The organism is Nocardioides salsibiostraticola (assembly GCF_054783655.1).
The window spans coordinates 228,155-242,975 of record NZ_BAAGQD010000026.1 but is presented as its reverse complement, the minus strand read 5'-3'; the positions used below and the strand labels follow the sequence as shown (position 1 = coordinate 242,975).

The 14,821-nt window shown below is 68.8% G+C and carries 13 protein-coding genes and 1 tRNA gene; 9 read left to right on the top strand and 5 right to left on the bottom strand.

All coding sequences use genetic code 11. The features are described 5' to 3' along the window. Positions 1–113 precede the first annotated feature (113 nt). Complete coding sequence (locus ACYVLV_RS15685) at positions 114–716, top strand: hypothetical protein (protein WP_460811342.1); 603 nt, start codon at positions 114–116, stop codon at positions 714–716. Between the two features lie 469 nt (positions 717–1,185). Here ACYVLV_RS15685 and ACYVLV_RS15680 read toward each other — a convergent pair whose 3' ends face one another. Beyond that, the gene (locus ACYVLV_RS15680; RefSeq protein ID WP_460811341.1) at positions 1,186–2,490 is read right to left on the bottom strand and encodes a lipase family protein; all 1,305 of its coding nucleotides are present in this window, start codon (positions 2,488–2,490) and stop codon (positions 1,186–1,188) included. 109 nt (positions 2,491–2,599) lie between these two features. Further along, positions 2,600–2,682, bottom strand: a tRNA-Leu gene (locus tag ACYVLV_RS15675). 219 nt (positions 2,683–2,901) lie between these two features. On the opposite strand from ACYVLV_RS15675, the gene ACYVLV_RS15670 reads away from it, so the two are divergent. Genes ACYVLV_RS15670 through pknB form a run of 7 tightly spaced genes read left to right on the top strand, consistent with a single transcriptional unit; the run spans position 2,902 to position 11,699 of the window. Continuing rightward, entirely contained in the window at positions 2,902–3,642 is a 741-nt protein-coding gene (locus ACYVLV_RS15670) for an FhaA domain-containing protein (RefSeq protein ID WP_460811340.1), read from the top strand. Continuing rightward, positions 3,635–4,117, top strand: coding sequence for an FHA domain-containing protein FhaB/FipA (locus ACYVLV_RS15665; RefSeq protein ID WP_460811339.1), 483 nt, complete (start codon positions 3,635–3,637; stop codon positions 4,115–4,117). Before ACYVLV_RS15670 ends, ACYVLV_RS15665 begins: the two co-directional genes overlap by 8 nt. Continuing rightward, a complete protein-coding gene (locus ACYVLV_RS15660; RefSeq protein WP_460811338.1) occupies positions 4,114–5,499 on the top strand; it encodes a PP2C family protein-serine/threonine phosphatase in 1,386 nt (461 codons plus the stop codon). Before ACYVLV_RS15665 ends, ACYVLV_RS15660 begins: the two co-directional genes overlap by 4 nt. After that, positions 5,496–6,899: an FtsW/RodA/SpoVE family cell cycle protein gene (locus ACYVLV_RS15655; protein WP_460811337.1), complete on the top strand. Its 1,404-nt coding sequence runs from the start codon at positions 5,496–5,498 to the stop codon at positions 6,897–6,899. Before ACYVLV_RS15660 ends, ACYVLV_RS15655 begins: the two co-directional genes overlap by 4 nt. Continuing rightward, on the top strand, positions 6,896–8,368 hold the full coding sequence (locus tag ACYVLV_RS15650) for a peptidoglycan D,D-transpeptidase FtsI family protein (RefSeq protein ID WP_460811336.1): 1,473 nt from the start codon (positions 6,896–6,898) through the stop codon (positions 8,366–8,368). Before ACYVLV_RS15655 ends, ACYVLV_RS15650 begins: the two co-directional genes overlap by 4 nt. Then, positions 8,365–9,879, top strand: a complete 1,515-nt coding sequence (locus tag ACYVLV_RS15645) for a serine/threonine-protein kinase (protein WP_460811335.1) — start codon at positions 8,365–8,367, stop codon at positions 9,877–9,879. Before ACYVLV_RS15650 ends, ACYVLV_RS15645 begins: the two co-directional genes overlap by 4 nt. Then, positions 9,876–11,699 carry a Stk1 family PASTA domain-containing Ser/Thr kinase gene (pknB, locus tag ACYVLV_RS15640; RefSeq protein WP_460811334.1) on the top strand — a complete coding sequence of 608 codons (1,824 nt, stop codon included), beginning with the start codon at positions 9,876–9,878 and terminating at the stop codon, positions 11,697–11,699. Before ACYVLV_RS15645 ends, pknB begins: the two co-directional genes overlap by 4 nt. A gap of 18 nt (positions 11,700–11,717) precedes the next feature. Here the strand turns inward: pknB and ACYVLV_RS15635 are convergent, their stop codons facing one another. Continuing rightward, on the bottom strand, positions 11,718–12,407 hold the full coding sequence (locus ACYVLV_RS15635) for a DUF881 domain-containing protein (protein ID WP_460811333.1): 690 nt from the start codon (positions 12,405–12,407) through the stop codon (positions 11,718–11,720). 210 nt (positions 12,408–12,617) lie between these two features. On the opposite strand from ACYVLV_RS15635, the gene ACYVLV_RS15630 reads away from it, so the two are divergent. Then, complete coding sequence (locus tag ACYVLV_RS15630) at positions 12,618–13,097, top strand: cell division protein CrgA (RefSeq protein ID WP_460811332.1); 480 nt, start codon at positions 12,618–12,620, stop codon at positions 13,095–13,097. A 133-nt stretch (positions 13,098–13,230) separates the two neighbouring features. Here the strand turns inward: ACYVLV_RS15630 and ACYVLV_RS15625 are convergent, their stop codons facing one another. Both ACYVLV_RS15625 and ACYVLV_RS15620 read right to left on the bottom strand, forming a co-directional pair. Then, positions 13,231–14,049, bottom strand: coding sequence for a rhomboid family intramembrane serine protease (locus ACYVLV_RS15625; RefSeq protein ID WP_460811331.1), 819 nt, complete (start codon positions 14,047–14,049; stop codon positions 13,231–13,233). Positions 14,050–14,165: 116 nt separating this feature from the next. Then, positions 14,166–14,669, bottom strand: coding sequence for a peptidylprolyl isomerase (locus tag ACYVLV_RS15620; protein WP_460811330.1), 504 nt, complete (start codon positions 14,667–14,669; stop codon positions 14,166–14,168). Positions 14,670–14,821: the final 152 nt, after the last annotated feature.

Here is a 14,821-nt window from a genome sequence, read left to right as displayed (position 1 = left end):
CCGATCACTGAGGCGTCGAGGAGCTGGGTCTGGCGTCCGCGCGCCGAGAGGAGTAGGCAGGGAAGTACCGGCGGTGCCGGTCGGGCGCCGCTCACTTCAGAGAGAAGCGGGCCATGTACGCACGTTCCATCACACTCAACGGAATGCCCAGCGCGGTCGACGCGGGCATCATGTTCGTCAAGAACGAGGCCGCACCGATGCTCGACACCATCGAGGGCTGTCGCGGCCTCTCGTTGCTGGTCGACCGCGAGACCGGTCAGTGCATCGCCACGACCTCGTGGGAGAACGAGGAGTTGATGCGCGCAAGCGACGAGCAAGTTCGCCCGCTCCGTGACCGCGGACAGGAGATTCTCGGCGGCTCCATGCAGGTGGACGAGTGGGAGATCGCCGTCATGCATCGCACCCATCACGGTGAGTGCTGCCGAGTCAGCTGGGTCCAAGGTGACCTCGACGCCATGACCGAGACATTCCGGCTAGGGATCCTTCCTGCACTCGAACAGACCCCTGGATTCTGCAGCGCCAGCCTGCTCGTGAACCGGTCCGCCGGTCTTTGCTGCGCGACCACGGCCTGGGAGACCCGGGCCGCGATGGACGCAAGCAGCATGTCGGCCGACGACATGCGCAGCCGGGCGGCGAGCGAGGCAGGCGGCGAGATCATGGATGTCCACGCCTTCGACCTCGCCTACGCCCATCTGCACGTCCCCGAGATGGCTTGAGCATCTTCGGCAATCGTCCTCCCGGGTATGCGCCCCGTCCTGTTCGGACATGGCCGCGGCTTCGGGCGTATGGCGCGGAGCCCGTCGGACTCAAGCCCCTGGGCGGCCTACTTGGGCGACCGTGGCCCATCCCCCGCGATGGACGCAGCCGGATCGGACCCCCGTCCCGGAAACATCACCGGACGGGTGTTGCGGGACACGAAGCATCCCGCTCACCACCTGTCGAGCACCATCCGCAGCGCAACCTCAAGCGGCGCCTGGACTGGCGACCGCACCTTGCTCCCACGCTCCAGCCTCGGCCTGGGTGGCCCAGCCGCGTACTGACCGTTCAAACGTGCAATGGAGGCTTCGATCGCCCTCATGAGCGGCTCCTGCGTCCGCTTGAGCGCCTATTGCACGTTTGACGGGTCACCCCGGCTGAAGCTGCTCGGGTCAGGATCGGCTTGTGGGACAACCAGTCGCGGCGCCGTCAGCCGGCGCGACCGGTGACCGTCTTCGCTGCACCGATGAACATGCGGACGAAGCCCGGCAACGACCGTGGTGAGAACGCGATCGAACTGACGGTGCGCGTGCCGGTCGTGACCGGCGCCGAGTCGTCCCGGAAACGCTTCTCGAGCCAGGTCAACATCGCCGGCAGACCGATGATCATCAGTGAGATGTGCTCGCTGAGCCGATCGCGCACATAGCTCACCTCGACGCCTGCCTCGACGTACCGGGCGACCTGCCCGTCGACGTCGGCGACGTCGATGATCTGGTCGTGGACCGATTGCACCACCAGGACGGGGCACTGAGGAGCGGCGAGGCCGAGGCGGAGGTCGTTGAACACCTCGATCACCTCAGGCTCGGCGAGGACGTCGGCCAGGGGCGGGTCGACGAAGTCGTCGAAGTCGTCGAACGCGTAGCGCACCACGGCCTCGACGGTCGTCATCTCCTGGAGCTGGTCGAGGCGCCTGATGCCATCGGCGTGCGTGTGTCGGCGCACGATCTTGCCGAGACCTGGGTAAGCGTGACGCAGACCAGACACGACGAGGGCCGGAAGGCCCGCGTTGAGCCCGCCATTGAGTTTGATGAAGGCCTCACCGGGGTCGCCGACCGGTGAACCCAGGACGGCGCCAACGATCGGGATCTCAGGTGCGTAACGCGGTGCCATCTCCGCCGCCCAGGCCGAGGCCATGCCGCCTCCGGAGTAGCCGATCAGCCCGACGGGCGTGTTCCGGGTCATCCCGGTGGGCGGGTACGCCGTCGCGGCGCGGATCCCGTCGAGCACCCGGTAGCCCGGCTCTCGCGGCGCGGCGAAGTGTCCGTGTCGCCCCTCGTGATCGCTGAGGCTGACGACGTACCCCTTGTCGAGCAGGCCGGCGATGATCGTCAGCTCGAACTGCGGCAGCGCACCCCATGCCCGGGCCCCCGGACGCAGGGCATAGGAAGGGAAGCAGCGGTCGGACACGGCGTCGATCGCACACTGGTAGGCGACGAGCCGCTGGGGGTGCTTCGGGTCATGCCCGCGTGGCACGAGGACCGTCGTCACCGCGACCTCGGCCTGTCCGTGCAGGTCGGTGCTGCGGTAGGCGAGCTGCCACGCGGTCAGCCCGCGCTGCGTGACGAGACCCAGGAACGCGATGTTCACCTGCCGACTGCGCACGATGGTGCCTGGCGCCAGAGCCCTGACGTCGGCCGGCGCGTCGTAAAAGGGATCCTCGGCCGGCCGCAGCGGCCGGCGGACGGTGCGCTCATCGGTGTGCGGGACCGTCCAGTCGAACGCGTGCTCGCTCATGGGCTCATGGTCTCACTTAGCTACCGGTCAGTAGCAACTGAGCCCGGCGGTCGAGCCGGGAAGCACAAAACCCGACCCAGATCACCCGGGCCGGGTTTCGAATCATCTGTGCGCGAGGGGGGATTTGAACCCCCACGCCCTTTCGGACACTGGCACCTGAAGCCAGCGCGTCTGCCGTTCCGCCACTCGCGCAAAGTAACTGGTGAAGGCTATCCCAGGGCCGCTCGCAGGACCAAAACCGCCCCCGGCGGGACCCGCGCGAGGCCGCGCTCAGCGCAGACGTGGGGCACCATGGGTCGCGCAGTTCCCCACTCGACCCACTCTCCCCGATACGATCGACGGCAGGTCGATGCCGAGTCGTCCCGCTGTCCTGTGCTCCCACCCCCGGCCCCCGCGAAGGAGGCGTGCCCCATGAGTGGCCTTCAGAAGTTCGAGCAACGCCTCGAATCGATGATCTCCGGAGTCTTCGCGCGCGCCTTCCGCAGCGCCGTACAACCCGTCGAGATCGCCGCCGCCCTCCAGCGCGAGTGCGACAACAACGCTCAGATCCTCAGCCGCGACCGACGCATGGTGCCCAACGTCTTCCATGTCGAACTGTCCGGCACCGACCTGGACCGGCTCTCGCCGTACGACTCCGCGATGGCCTCCGACCTCGCCGACCAGTTGAAGAAGCACGCCGACCAGCAGGGCTACGTCTTCACCGGTCCGATCAAGATCAACTTCGAATCCGCCGAGGACCTCACCACCGGCCGGTTCCGGATCCGCAGCCAGGCCCAGGCCCAGGTGACCGGCAACAGCACCCACACCCAGGTCAGCCGCGCCCGCGCCCTCCTCGAGGTCAACGGCACCGAACACCCCCTGCAACCGCCCAGCCTCGTCGTCGGTCGCGGCACCGACGCCGACCTGCGCATCAACGACCCAGGTGTGAGCCGCCGCCACATCGAGTTCATCGTCACCTCCGGCCGCGCCGAGGACGACCCCCAGATCGAGGTACATGACATGGGCTCCACCAACGGCATGCTCGTGGAGGGCCGCAAGGTCCCCCGCGCCACGATGCGCGACGGGATGTCGGTCAAGATCGGCGCCACCACCCTGACCGTGCGCATCGTCCAGGACGACCAAGCCAACGGACAGGTGGGCTTCGGTGTCTGAGCTGACCCTCTTCCTGATCAAGATCGCCTACCTGGCCATCTTGTGGATCTTCGTGCTCGCCGCCATCTCGGTGATCCGCTCGGACATGTTCGGCGCCCGGGTGCCCGAGGGTTCGCGCAACGCGCCCCCCGCCCGCCCCGGCAAGCCCAACACCTCCAGCAAGCCGCCCCGCAAGCGTCGCGGCGCCCCCACCCAGGTCGTTGTCACCGCCGGCACCAACGACGGTGCCACCGCCTCCCTGGAGAATGCCCCGATCCTCATCGGACGCGGCACCGACGCCGCCATCCGGCTCGACGACGACTACGTCTCCACCCGCCACGCCCGCATCGCGGCCTCCGGTGACCAGTGGTTCGTCGAGGACCTCGGCTCCACCAACGGCACCTACATCGGCACCGTGCGCATCACGCAGCCGACCACGCTCACGCTCGGCACCCAGGTGCGGATCGGCAAGACCATCCTGGAGTTGCGCAAGTGACCTCCACCGACCCTGAGCAGGCCCCCGCCGAACAGAACCCTGCCGAGACGACTGCCGAGACGCCGCCCGTCCAGGCGCCGCGCGAGCCGCTGCGTCTGCACTACTCGGGGATCTCCGACGTCGGCCGGGTCCGCAAGGACAACCAGGACTCCGGGTACGCCGGACCCTGGCTGTTGGCCGTCTGTGACGGCGTGGGCGGCGCCGCCCGCGGTGACATCGCCTCCGGCACCGCTGTCTCCGAACTCCGCAAGCTCGACCAGGACCCCCACGACCTCGGCGACCCACTCGACCGGGTCACCAACTCCCTGCACGACGCCCACGTCGCCATCGGTCGCCTCGTCGACGAGGACCCCGCCCTCAACGGCACCAGCACCACCGCCACCGTGCTGCTCTTCGACGGCTCACGTGTCGGGGTCGGCCACGTCGGCGACTCACGCGCCTACCTCTACCGCGACGGTGAGATCTCCCAGCTCACCACCGACCACACCTTCGTCCAGAGCCTCATCGACGAGGGCCGGATCACCGAGGCCGAGGCCCGGGTCCACCCGCACCGCAACATCATCCTCAAGGCCCTCGACGGCTTCCACGAGGCCGAACCCGACCTCTTCGTCCTCGAGGTCGTCCCCGGCGACCGCCTGTTCCTCTGCAGTGACGGTGCCTGCGGAGTACTCGAGGACAGCCGCCTGGCCGACATCCTGCGCTCCGGGTCCCCCGACTACGCCGCCGTCGAACTCGTCCGCGCCAGCCTCGAGGCCGGCAGCTCCGACAACGTGACCTGTGTGGTCGCCGACGTCATCACCGCCGAACAGGCCGCGGCCGACCAGTCCTACGCCGCCCTGGAGCCCCTCCTGGTCGGTGCCGCCGCCGAACTGCGCCGCCGCAGCAGCCGCTCCACCGGCGTCGGATCCATGTTCCGCGGACACCGCTCGGGTGACACCGGTGAGATGGAGCCCATCGACGCCGAGATCCTCGGCGACGTCCCCTACGCCATCGCCAGCGACCCGATCGACCCCGAAGAGGTCCGCTACGCACCGCGGCCCCCTCAGCGCTACGCCTGGCTGAGCCGCCTGCTCGTCCTGATCATCGTCGCCGGCGCAGTGTGGGCCGGCGTCGCGGCGGCGTACTCCTGGTCCCAACGGCAGTTCTACGTCGGCGAGCAGGACGGCGTCGTGGTGATCTTCCGCGGCCTCAACGCCGACCTCCCCGGCCTGGCCCTGTCCGAGCCCTACGAGCTGACCGACGTCACCACCGACCGCCTCAGCGACTTCGATGCCCGCAAGGTGCGCGACGGCATCGACGTCAACGATCTGACCGGCGCCCGCTCGGCCGTCCAGAACCTGGCCGACGAGATGGCTCCCGTCGCCACGCAGGAGACCGGATGAGCCAGCGCGGCCTCACCACCCCCGGCCAGGGCTCCCTGCTGATGGGCTTCGTGCACCGCCGACGCCGCGGTGCCGAACTCTTCCTGCTCATCCTCGCGCTGGCCGTCGGCGTCGGTGCGTACGCCGCTGTCGGGCTCGGCGTCGAGGGCTCGGTCCCCACCAACATCATCGGGTACGGCGGCTGGTTGGCCGCCCTGACGGTCATCGCCCACGTGGCCATCCGCCTCGTCGCGCCGTACGCCGACCCCGTGCTGCTGCCCATGGTCGCGGCCCTCAACGGGCTGGGTCTGGCCGTGATCTACCGCCTCGACCTGGAGGACGGCACCTCCTTCGCCCAACGCCAACTGACCTGGATGACGGTCGGGGTGCTGCTGTTCGTCATCACCCTGGTGGTGCTCCGCGACCACCGGACCCTGACCCGCTTCACCTACACCGCCGGCCTCGGCGCGATCCTGCTGCTGCTGTTGCCGATGGTCCCCGGCGTCGGCAAGACCATCAACGGCGCCCGGATCTGGATCAACGTCGGACCCCTGAGCTTCCAGCCCGGCGAGGTCGCCAAGGTGCTGCTGGTCATCGCCTTCGCCGGCTACCTCGTCCAACACCGCGACGCCCTCGCGCTGGCCGGTCGTCGGCTGTTGGTGGTCGACCTGCCGCGCGGTCGCGACCTCGGCCCGATCGCCGCGATGTGGCTGGTCAGCCTGGGCATCCTGATCTTCCAGAAGGACCTCGGCTCCAGCCTGCTGTTCTTCGGCCTGTTCCTGATCATGCTCTACGTCGCCACCGAACGACCCGGCTGGCTGGTGGTCGGCGCGACCATGTTCTTCGCCGGCGCCCTGGCCGCCTACTCCCAGTTCGGGCACGTCCAGAACCGCGTCAACATCTGGCTCGACCCCTTCAAGTACGTCGACCAGACCCCCGGGTCCGGCCAGATCGTCGAGGGCATGTTCGGCATGGCCTGGGGCGGCCTGATCGGTCGCGGCTTCGGCGGCGGCGACCCCGGCCGGATCCCCTTCGCCGAGTCCGACTTCATCATCGGCTCCATCGGTGAGGAGCTCGGTCTGACCGGAGTCATCGCGGTCATCCTCATCTACGGCCTCATCGTCGAACGCGCCCTGCGCGCCGCGCTCATCTCCCGCGACGGCTTCGGGAAACTGCTGGCCACCGGCCTCGGGGGCGTGTTCGCCCTCCAGGTGTTCGTCGTGATCGGCGGGGTCACCCGCCTGATCCCCCTGACCGGTCTGACCACGCCGTTCCTGTCCTACGGCGGCTCCTCGCTGGTCGCCAACTGGGTGATCATCGCCCTGCTCCTACGGGTCTCTGACCAGGCCCGCCGACCCATCCCGGACCTGTCCGAGTCCGAGAGTCCGGCCGACGAGTCGACCCAGGTGATCAAGCTATGAACAAACCCATCCGGACCATCTCCCTGTTCTGCCTCCTGCTGTTCGTGGCGCTGATGCTCAACGCCACCTACCTGCAGTTCGGCCAGGCCTCCGAGCTCGACAACAACCCGCGCAACCGTCGGGTCATCGAGGCGGCGTACTCGGTCGAACGCGGCGCGATCCTCGTCGGGCGCACCCCGATCGCCGACAGCGTCGAGGTCGACGACCAGTACGAGTTCCAGCGCACCTACGACCAGCCCTTCAAGTACGCCCCCATCACGGGCTTCTTCTCCTTCTTCAGCCAGACCGGGATCGAGCGGGCGCAGAACGAGGTGCTCTCCGGGGAGGACGACCGCCTGTTCGTCACCAAGCTGGTCGACCTGCTGAGCAACAAGGCGCAGAAGGGCGGCAGCGTCCAACTGACCCTCGACCCGGACGCCCAGGACGCGGCGTACGACGGCCTGCTGAACACCATCGGCCCCGAGGGTGAGGGCTCCGTGGTGGCGCTGGATCCCCGCACCGGGAAGATCCTGGCGATGGTCTCGCTGCCGAGCTACGACCCGAACCTGCTGGCCTCCCACGACTTCTCCGCGGTCAACTCCGACTTCGAACGCCTCAACAGCGCCGACGGGGAGCCGCTGCTCAACCGGGCCATCCAGAAGACCCTGCCTCCCGGGTCCACCTTCAAGCTCGTCACCGCCGCAGCCGCGATCGAGAGCGGACAGTACGACGCGGACTCCCAGGTGCCGGGTGGGGCGACGTACCAACTCCCGCAGACCACCGGCGACACCGGCCTGGTCGACAACGAGGGCCGCTCGGCCTGCAACCCCGAGATGATCAGCTTCTCCACCGCCATGGAGAACTCCTGCAACACCACCTTCGCCCGCCTCGCGGTCGACCTGGGGTCGGAGAAGATGCTGGCCGCGGCCGAGGCGTTCGGCTTCAACGCCGACTACCTCGAGGACCTCGGCCCGCAGGCCAAGTCGGTGTTCCCCGAGGGGTCGAACGCCCCGGAGACCGGTCAGACCGGCATCGGCCAGTTCGAGGTCCGGGCCACCCCGCTGCAGATGGCCATGGTCGCCGCCGGCATCGCCAACGAGGGCGTCGTCAAGCGCCCCTACATCGTCGACGAGGTCCAGTCGGCCTCCTTCGAACCCCTCGACAAGACCTCCGATGAGGACTTCCGCCCCGCCATCTCCTCGGCGACCGCGAGCGACCTCACCAAACTGCTCGTCGCGACCGTCGAGCAGGGCACCGCCTCAGCCGCCGCCATCCCCGGCGTCTCGGTGGCCGGCAAAACCGGCACCGCACAGAGCGGGGGCGACGGCCCGCCGTACGCCTGGTTCGTCTCCTTCGCCCCCGCCGAGGACCCCGAGGTTGCGGTAGCCGTCATGATCGAGTCGGCGCCCAACGTCCCCCGCGAGAGCATCGCCGGTGGCGCCCTGGGCGGTCCGATCGCCAAAGCCGTCATGGAAGCTGTGATTCGATGAACGACTCAGGAAGCGACAACTCCCCGACCCTCGATGCCGCAGGCCGCTACCGCCTCGAGTCCCGCATCGCCACCGGAGGCATGGGCGAGGTCTGGCGCGCCACCGACACCGTGCTGGGACGCGTGGTGGCGGTCAAGCTCCTCAAGGCCGAGTACGCCGACGACCCGAAGTTCCGGGCCCGCTTCGAGACCGAGGCCCGTCACGCCGCGGCGTTGCACCACCCCAACGTGGCCAGCATCTACGACTTCGGTGAGGCCCCCCCGAAGGATGGTTCGTACGCGCCGCGGACCTACCTCGTCATGGAACTCGTCGACGGACAGCCCCTCTCCGCCCTGCTCGCCCAGGGCGCCCAGGAGGGTCGCGAGCTCGACCCGACCGCGGTCAGCGACCTCCTCGGACAGGCCGGCGACGCGCTGGGCGCCGCCCACCGCGCCGGGATCGTGCACCGCGACGTCAAACCCGCCAACCTGATGGTCACCCCCGACGGGGTCATCAAGATCACCGACTTCGGGATCGCCCGCGCCGCCGACGGAGTGGGGATCACCCAGACCGGTGCGGTGATGGGGACCCCGCAGTACCTCTCCCCCGAGCAGGCCCGCGGGGAGACCGCCAGCCCCGCCTCGGACGTCTACTCCCTCGGCGTCGTGGCCTTCGAGTGCCTGGCCGGACGTCGGCCCTTCGACGCCGACAGCCCGGTCGCGACCGCCCTGGCCCACCTCCAGCAGCCCGTGCCCGACCTGCCTGACGACGTACCCTCCGATCTGGCGGCTGTGGTCTACAGAGCGCTGTCGAAGAACCCGGCCGACCGGTACCCCGACGGCGCCGCCTTCGCCGCCGCGCTGCGCGACCCCGCGACCGCCGTACTGTCCGCACCGGCGGCTGCAGCAGCCGCTGCAGCAGCCGTCCCTGCCGCCGACGCCACCCAGGTCATGTCGCCGACCCTGTCCACCCCGATCGCCCCGCCGGAGGCCGCACCAGCAGCGGCCTCGGCGGCCAGCACCGACCGGACCAGTCCCTGGATCCCGGTCGTGATCGTTCTGCTGGTGATCGCCCTGATCATCATCGGGATCATCGCGCTGACCGGTGGGGACGACACGACCGACGCACCCACGTCGCCCACGTCCAGCGCCACCCAGCCGACCGAGGATCCCACCACCGACGAGCCGACCACCGAGCCCGAACCCGAGCCGGAAACGGTGACGGTGGACGCCGGGAACTACATCGGTCGCCCCATCGACGAGGTGGCCTCCGACCTCGAGGGCATGGGCCTGAGCGTCACCCGGAACGAGCTGGACAACCCCGGTGACGAGACCGCGGGCCTGGTCGACGACGTGAACCCGACCGGTGAACTCGCCGCCGGCTCCACGGTGACCGTCAGCTTCTGGGGCGAGCAGCCCGAGCCCACCGAGGAACCGACCCCGGAACCGACGCCGACCCCCACCGAGACGCCCACGGCAGCACCCACCGGTGACCCGACCACCACACCCCCCACCGATCAAGGAACTCCATGAGTGAGCAGCAACCGACCACGGTCGGCGGCCGCTACGAGCTGGGAGATGTGCTCGGTCGTGGCGGCATGGCCGAGGTCCGTCAAGGCACCGACTCGCGCCTGGGACGCATCGTGGCGGTCAAGCGACTGCGCACCGATCTGGCCAGCGACGCCACCTTCCAGGCCCGCTTCCGTCGCGAGGCCCAGTCCTCCGCGTCGCTGAACCACCCCTCCATCGTCGCGGTCTACGACACCGGCGAGGAGCCCACCGACGTCATGGGCGAGGACGGTCAGCCGATCGCCCAGCCCTACATCGTCATGGAGTTCGTCGCCGGTCGTACCCTGCGCGACATCCTGCGCGAGGGCCGCAAGATCCTGCCCGAGCGCGCCCTGGAGATCAGCTCAGGTGTGCTCTCGGCCCTCGACTACAGCCACCGTGCCGGGATCATCCACCGCGACATCAAGCCCGGCAACGTGATGTTGACCCCGTCGGGTGATGTGAAGGTGATGGACTTCGGGATCGCTCGAGCCATCAGCGACTCGGCCTCCACGATGACCCAGACCGCGGCCGTCGTCGGCACCGCGCAGTACCTCTCCCCCGAGCAGGCCCGCGGCGAGACTGTTGACTCCCGCTCGGACGTCTACTCCGCCGGCTGCCTGCTCTACGAACTTCTCACCGGCCGACCCCCCTTCATCGGCGACAGCCCGGTCGCGGTGGCCTACCAGCACGTCCGCGAACCGGTCACGCCTCCCTCGGACCACGACACCGAGTTGACCCCGGCCATCGACGCGATCGTGTTGAAGGCCCTGGCCAAGCGGCTCGAGGACCGCTACCAGTCGGCCGCCGACATGCGTGCCGACATCGAGCGCTACCTCGAGGGGCACCCGGTCGCCGCACCCGTGCCCGCCGCGGTCTCCGACTCGCCCGCCACCATGGTCGGTGTCCCCCTCCCTCCACCGCCGCCGGTGACTGGGGAGACCTTCCTGCCCGCCGACGTACCGAAGGCCGAGGATGACCGGACCGCCGGCCGCGGGTTTCTCTACTTCCTCATCGCCGCGCTCGTTGCCGCCCTGATCGTCGCGGGGTACTACCTGTTCACCTCCGACCTGTTCGAATCGCCTCCCGAGGAGGTGCAGGTCCCCCGCCTGGTCGGGATGACCGAGCCCGAGGCCCGCAACGCCATCGGTGACGCCGGCCTGGCGGTCGGCAACCGGAGCAACCGAACCGATGACGAGGTCCCCTCCGGGGAGATCCTCGAACAGACCCCGAACCAGGACCAGTACGTCGCCCCGGGGACCTCGGTGGACTACGTGATCTCCGACGGCAAGCCCGAGGTCGCCGTACCCGCCGTGGTGGGTCAGGACCGAGCGGCAGCGGCCGACGTCCTGCGCAACCAGAACCTGCGGGTCAAACGCGAGGAGGCCGAGTCCGACCTCCCCCGCGGCACGGTCATCCGCACCGACCCCGCTGTGGGGCAGATGGTGGCCGAGGACACCCTCGTGACGATCTTCTGGTCCGACGGGCCCGAAGAGGTCCCCAGTGTGGTGGGCCTGAAGCAGGGCGAGGCCCAGAGCCGCATCCAGGACGCGGGTTTCAAGGTCTCCATCGTGGGCACGGCCAACACCACCGAGCCCAAGGGCACCGTGGTGCGCCAGAGCCCGGACTCCGGCGAGACTCCTCCCCAGGGCTCGACGATCACCCTGTTGGTCTCGACCTTCGTCGAGCCGGAGCCCGAACCCGAACCGACTCCCACACCGACTCCCACGCCAACGCCGACCCCCACGCCAACGCCGATCCCGACGCCCGAAGCACTACCCGAGTCGGCGCCCGACCCGCTCTAGGCCCGTCGTAGCGGTGGATCAGCCGAGCGGTTCGGCGTAGCTCAGGTCGAGCAGCCCGTCGTACGCCGGCGCGTCGACGCGCTCGGCGGCGGCGAAGTCCCAGCCGATCGCGATGTCAGGGGTGGCGGCGTCCTGTCGGTAGCCGGACACGTCCGGGTCCGCCTCGAGGGACTGAGCGAGGGCGCTGGGGTCCCCGACGGCTTGGATGACGTAGGGCTGGGGGTAGGTCCGGCCCTGGAGGAGCACCGCGTTGCCCTCGCAGTTGATACCGGTCGTGGAGATCACCCGCTGACCCTGGATGGTGATCGCCGTGGCGCCGCCGGCCCACATGGCGTTGACCACCGACTGCAGGTCCTGCTGGTGGACGACCAGGAGGTTGGGCTTCTGATCGCTGCTGGACTGGATGTCCTCGGGCGCATCGGACATCGTCACCATGACCCCCGGACCGGTGCGAGGCACCAACCCGGCCGGGTCGCGGAAACGGTCGGCCCGGGTGCGGGCCTGGCGCACACCCCGGTCGGCCACCGAGTCGGAGAGCGTCGCGATGTCCTCGTTCAGGGTGCTGACCTTGGCGCGCAGTGCGTCGTACTCGTCCGTCTCGGCCTGGACCAGGCTGGCCAGGTCGGTATAGCGACCCGGACGCAGGTCGGTGCCCTCGCTGTTCTGAGCGCTGATGACGAACAGCGACCCGCACAGCAGGATGACCATCGGGGTTCCGACCCGCCAGGGCTTGTCCTTGCGGACATGCTTGTGGGGATCAGGCGATGGACCAGACGATTGATCAGGGGAGTCCCTTGACGAGTCCTCCACACCTGTATCGCTCATGCCGTCTAAGGTATCTCCCGAGACCTAGGCGGCTCAACAACTGCAGCACCGTGGGAGACACGGGCTCAACCCCGACCCTCACGAGGAGTACGCATGGCAAAGCTCAACAAATTCAGCAAGGCGAAGGACAAGCACGACTTCAAGGACCCCGACCGCGTCACCGGGGCCAACCTGGGGCCACGCTTCATCGTCGCCCTCACCCTGATGATCGCCGGCATCGCCTGGATGGCCTATTACTACATCGGCGTGCGCCCCGCGGACTTCACCGCCGACGCGGGCAAGCCCGCGTTCATGGCGGATCTTGAGGACTGGAACTACCTGATCGGGTTCGGACTGCTCTTCGTCGGCATGATCGTGGCCGCCCACCCCTCGACGCCCTTGGGCCGAGGCCGAGGCGTCACCGTCGGCATGATGGGCTGCTTCTTGCTCGGTCTGGCCTGGATCTGCACGTTCTACATCTTCGTCCAGGACCTGTCCGCCATCCCGGTCTTCAACGACCTCGGTCAGAAGAACCTGTTCGTCGGGATCGGCCTCATGGGAGTCGGCTTCACCTACGCCACGCGGTGGGAGTGAGAGTTATCCACAGGTTCATCCCCAGCTGGGGATGAACTTCCACCGGTGTAATTCACCCCGCCAGACCCCTCGTCACTCCGGTGGCGAGGGGTCTCGCCCCTGCTGAAATACGGTCGAGCGCTGCGTACCGAGGTCACAGCGTCAGCGAGCGCACCACCGCAGCCAGGATCGCGATGATCGCGACCCCGGTCAGGCCGGCGATCTGGAACCTGGTCCGCTTCGGCGGCTTGGGGGCGTAGACCAGCACGGCCGCGACGGCCGCTCCCCCCAGGAATCCGCCGAGGTGGCCCTGCCAGGAGATGTTGGGGATGACCAGGGTGAACACCGCGTTCAGCGCCAGCAGCATCACGAGCGACTGGACGTTGCCGCCGACCTTGAAGGCCACGACGAGCAGGGCACCGAGCAGGCCGAAGACCGCTCCGGAAGCTCCCAGCGTGGCGGTGTACTCGCCGGAGAGCCAGTAGACCAGGGCCGAGGCGGTCAGGGCGGACAGCACGTAGAGGGCGAGAAAGCGCGTGCGTCCCAGCAGAGCCTCAAGCTGGGGTCCGAAGAAGTAGAGCATCAGCATGTTGAAGCCGATGTGGGTCAGATCGACGTGCACGAAGGCGTTGGTGATCAGCTGCCAGTAGGCGCCGTCCACCACACCGGGCAGCCAGGTCCCCTGATCGACCGCGCAGGAGGCCTGGGACTGCTCGAAGACCACGCCGTTGCGGCCAGGGAAGATGCAGGCGCCGTTGGGGCGCAGGGCCAACAGGTCGACGAGTCGACTGCTGTTGCCTCCGGTCGCCAGGATGGACACCCAGACGAGCACGTTGGTGAGGATCAAGCCGATCGAGGTGATCGAGGCGTTCGTGGGACGCAGGCCGCCGTATGCCGTGCGTCCGCTGCGCGTCGTCTTGGCGCCCTCGCTCACGCAGGTGGGGCACTGGAAGCCGACCGACGCGTCACGCATGCAGTCCGGGCAGATTCTCCGGTCGCACCGTTGGCACCGGATGTGCGACTCCCGGGCGGGGTGCCGGTAACAGACCGGCGCCCCCGCCTCAGGAGTCGGCGAGGCAGAGTGCTCGCTCAGGAGATCTCGACGCTCTCGATCACGACCGGGTCGACGGGCTTGTCGCCGGCACCGGTGGCGGTCTTGCCGATGGCGTCGACGACGTCGCGCCCGGCCTGGTCGGCCACCTCACCGAAGATGGTGTGCTTGGTGTTCAGCCACGGGGTGGCCGAGACGGTGATGAAGAACTGCGAACCGTTGGTGCCCGGACCGGCGTTGGCCATGGCCAGCAGGTAGGGCTTGTCGAAGACGAGCTCGGGGTGGATCTCGTCCTTGAAGGTGTAGCCCGGGCCGCCGGTTCCGGTGCCGAGGGGGCAGCCGCCCTGGAGCATGAAACCGTCGATGACGCGGTGGAAGGCCAGGCCGTCGTAGAAGGGGCCCGTCTTGCCGTTGCCGGCGTCGTAGGACTTCTCACCCTTCGCGAGGCCGGCGAAGTTCTCGACCGTCTCGGGCGCGTGGTTCGGGAACAGGTTCAGGGTGATGTCGCCCCGGTTGGTCTTGAGCGTTGCCTTGTCGGCCATGGTTGCCTTCCGTCATGGGATGAGCACGTGCGTAGTGCCCGATGCCGTGGGTACCGGCAGGGTGAAATCACCCGCCGAGTTGCCCGTTGATCCTCCCATGGCCCCCAAGCCGCGCGGGCCGGGGTTGGTCGGCTCACCTCGACATGGTGGGA

Coding starts and splice junctions, on each gene's coding strand:
- ACYVLV_RS15670 (WP_460811340.1), top strand. CDS start 2,902: ATGAGTGGCCTTCAGAAGTTCGAGCAACGCCTCGAATCGATGATCTCC.
- ACYVLV_RS15680 (WP_460811341.1), bottom strand. CDS start 2,490: ATGAGCGAGCACGCGTTCGACTGGACGGTCCCGCACACCGATGAGCGC.
- ACYVLV_RS15650 (WP_460811336.1), top strand. CDS start 6,896: ATGAACAAACCCATCCGGACCATCTCCCTGTTCTGCCTCCTGCTGTTC.
- ACYVLV_RS15625 (WP_460811331.1), bottom strand. CDS start 14,049: ATGCGTGACGCGTCGGTCGGCTTCCAGTGCCCCACCTGCGTGAGCGAG.
- ACYVLV_RS15630 (WP_460811332.1), top strand. CDS start 12,618: ATGGCAAAGCTCAACAAATTCAGCAAGGCGAAGGACAAGCACGACTTC.
- ACYVLV_RS15645 (WP_460811335.1), top strand. CDS start 8,365: ATGAACGACTCAGGAAGCGACAACTCCCCGACCCTCGATGCCGCAGGC.
- pknB (WP_460811334.1), top strand. CDS start 9,876: ATGAGTGAGCAGCAACCGACCACGGTCGGCGGCCGCTACGAGCTGGGA.
- ACYVLV_RS15635 (WP_460811333.1), bottom strand. CDS start 12,407: ATGGTCATCCTGCTGTGCGGGTCGCTGTTCGTCATCAGCGCTCAGAAC.
- ACYVLV_RS15620 (WP_460811330.1), bottom strand. CDS start 14,669: ATGGCCGACAAGGCAACGCTCAAGACCAACCGGGGCGACATCACCCTG.
- ACYVLV_RS15655 (WP_460811337.1), top strand. CDS start 5,496: ATGAGCCAGCGCGGCCTCACCACCCCCGGCCAGGGCTCCCTGCTGATG.
- ACYVLV_RS15685 (WP_460811342.1), top strand. CDS start 114: ATGTACGCACGTTCCATCACACTCAACGGAATGCCCAGCGCGGTCGAC.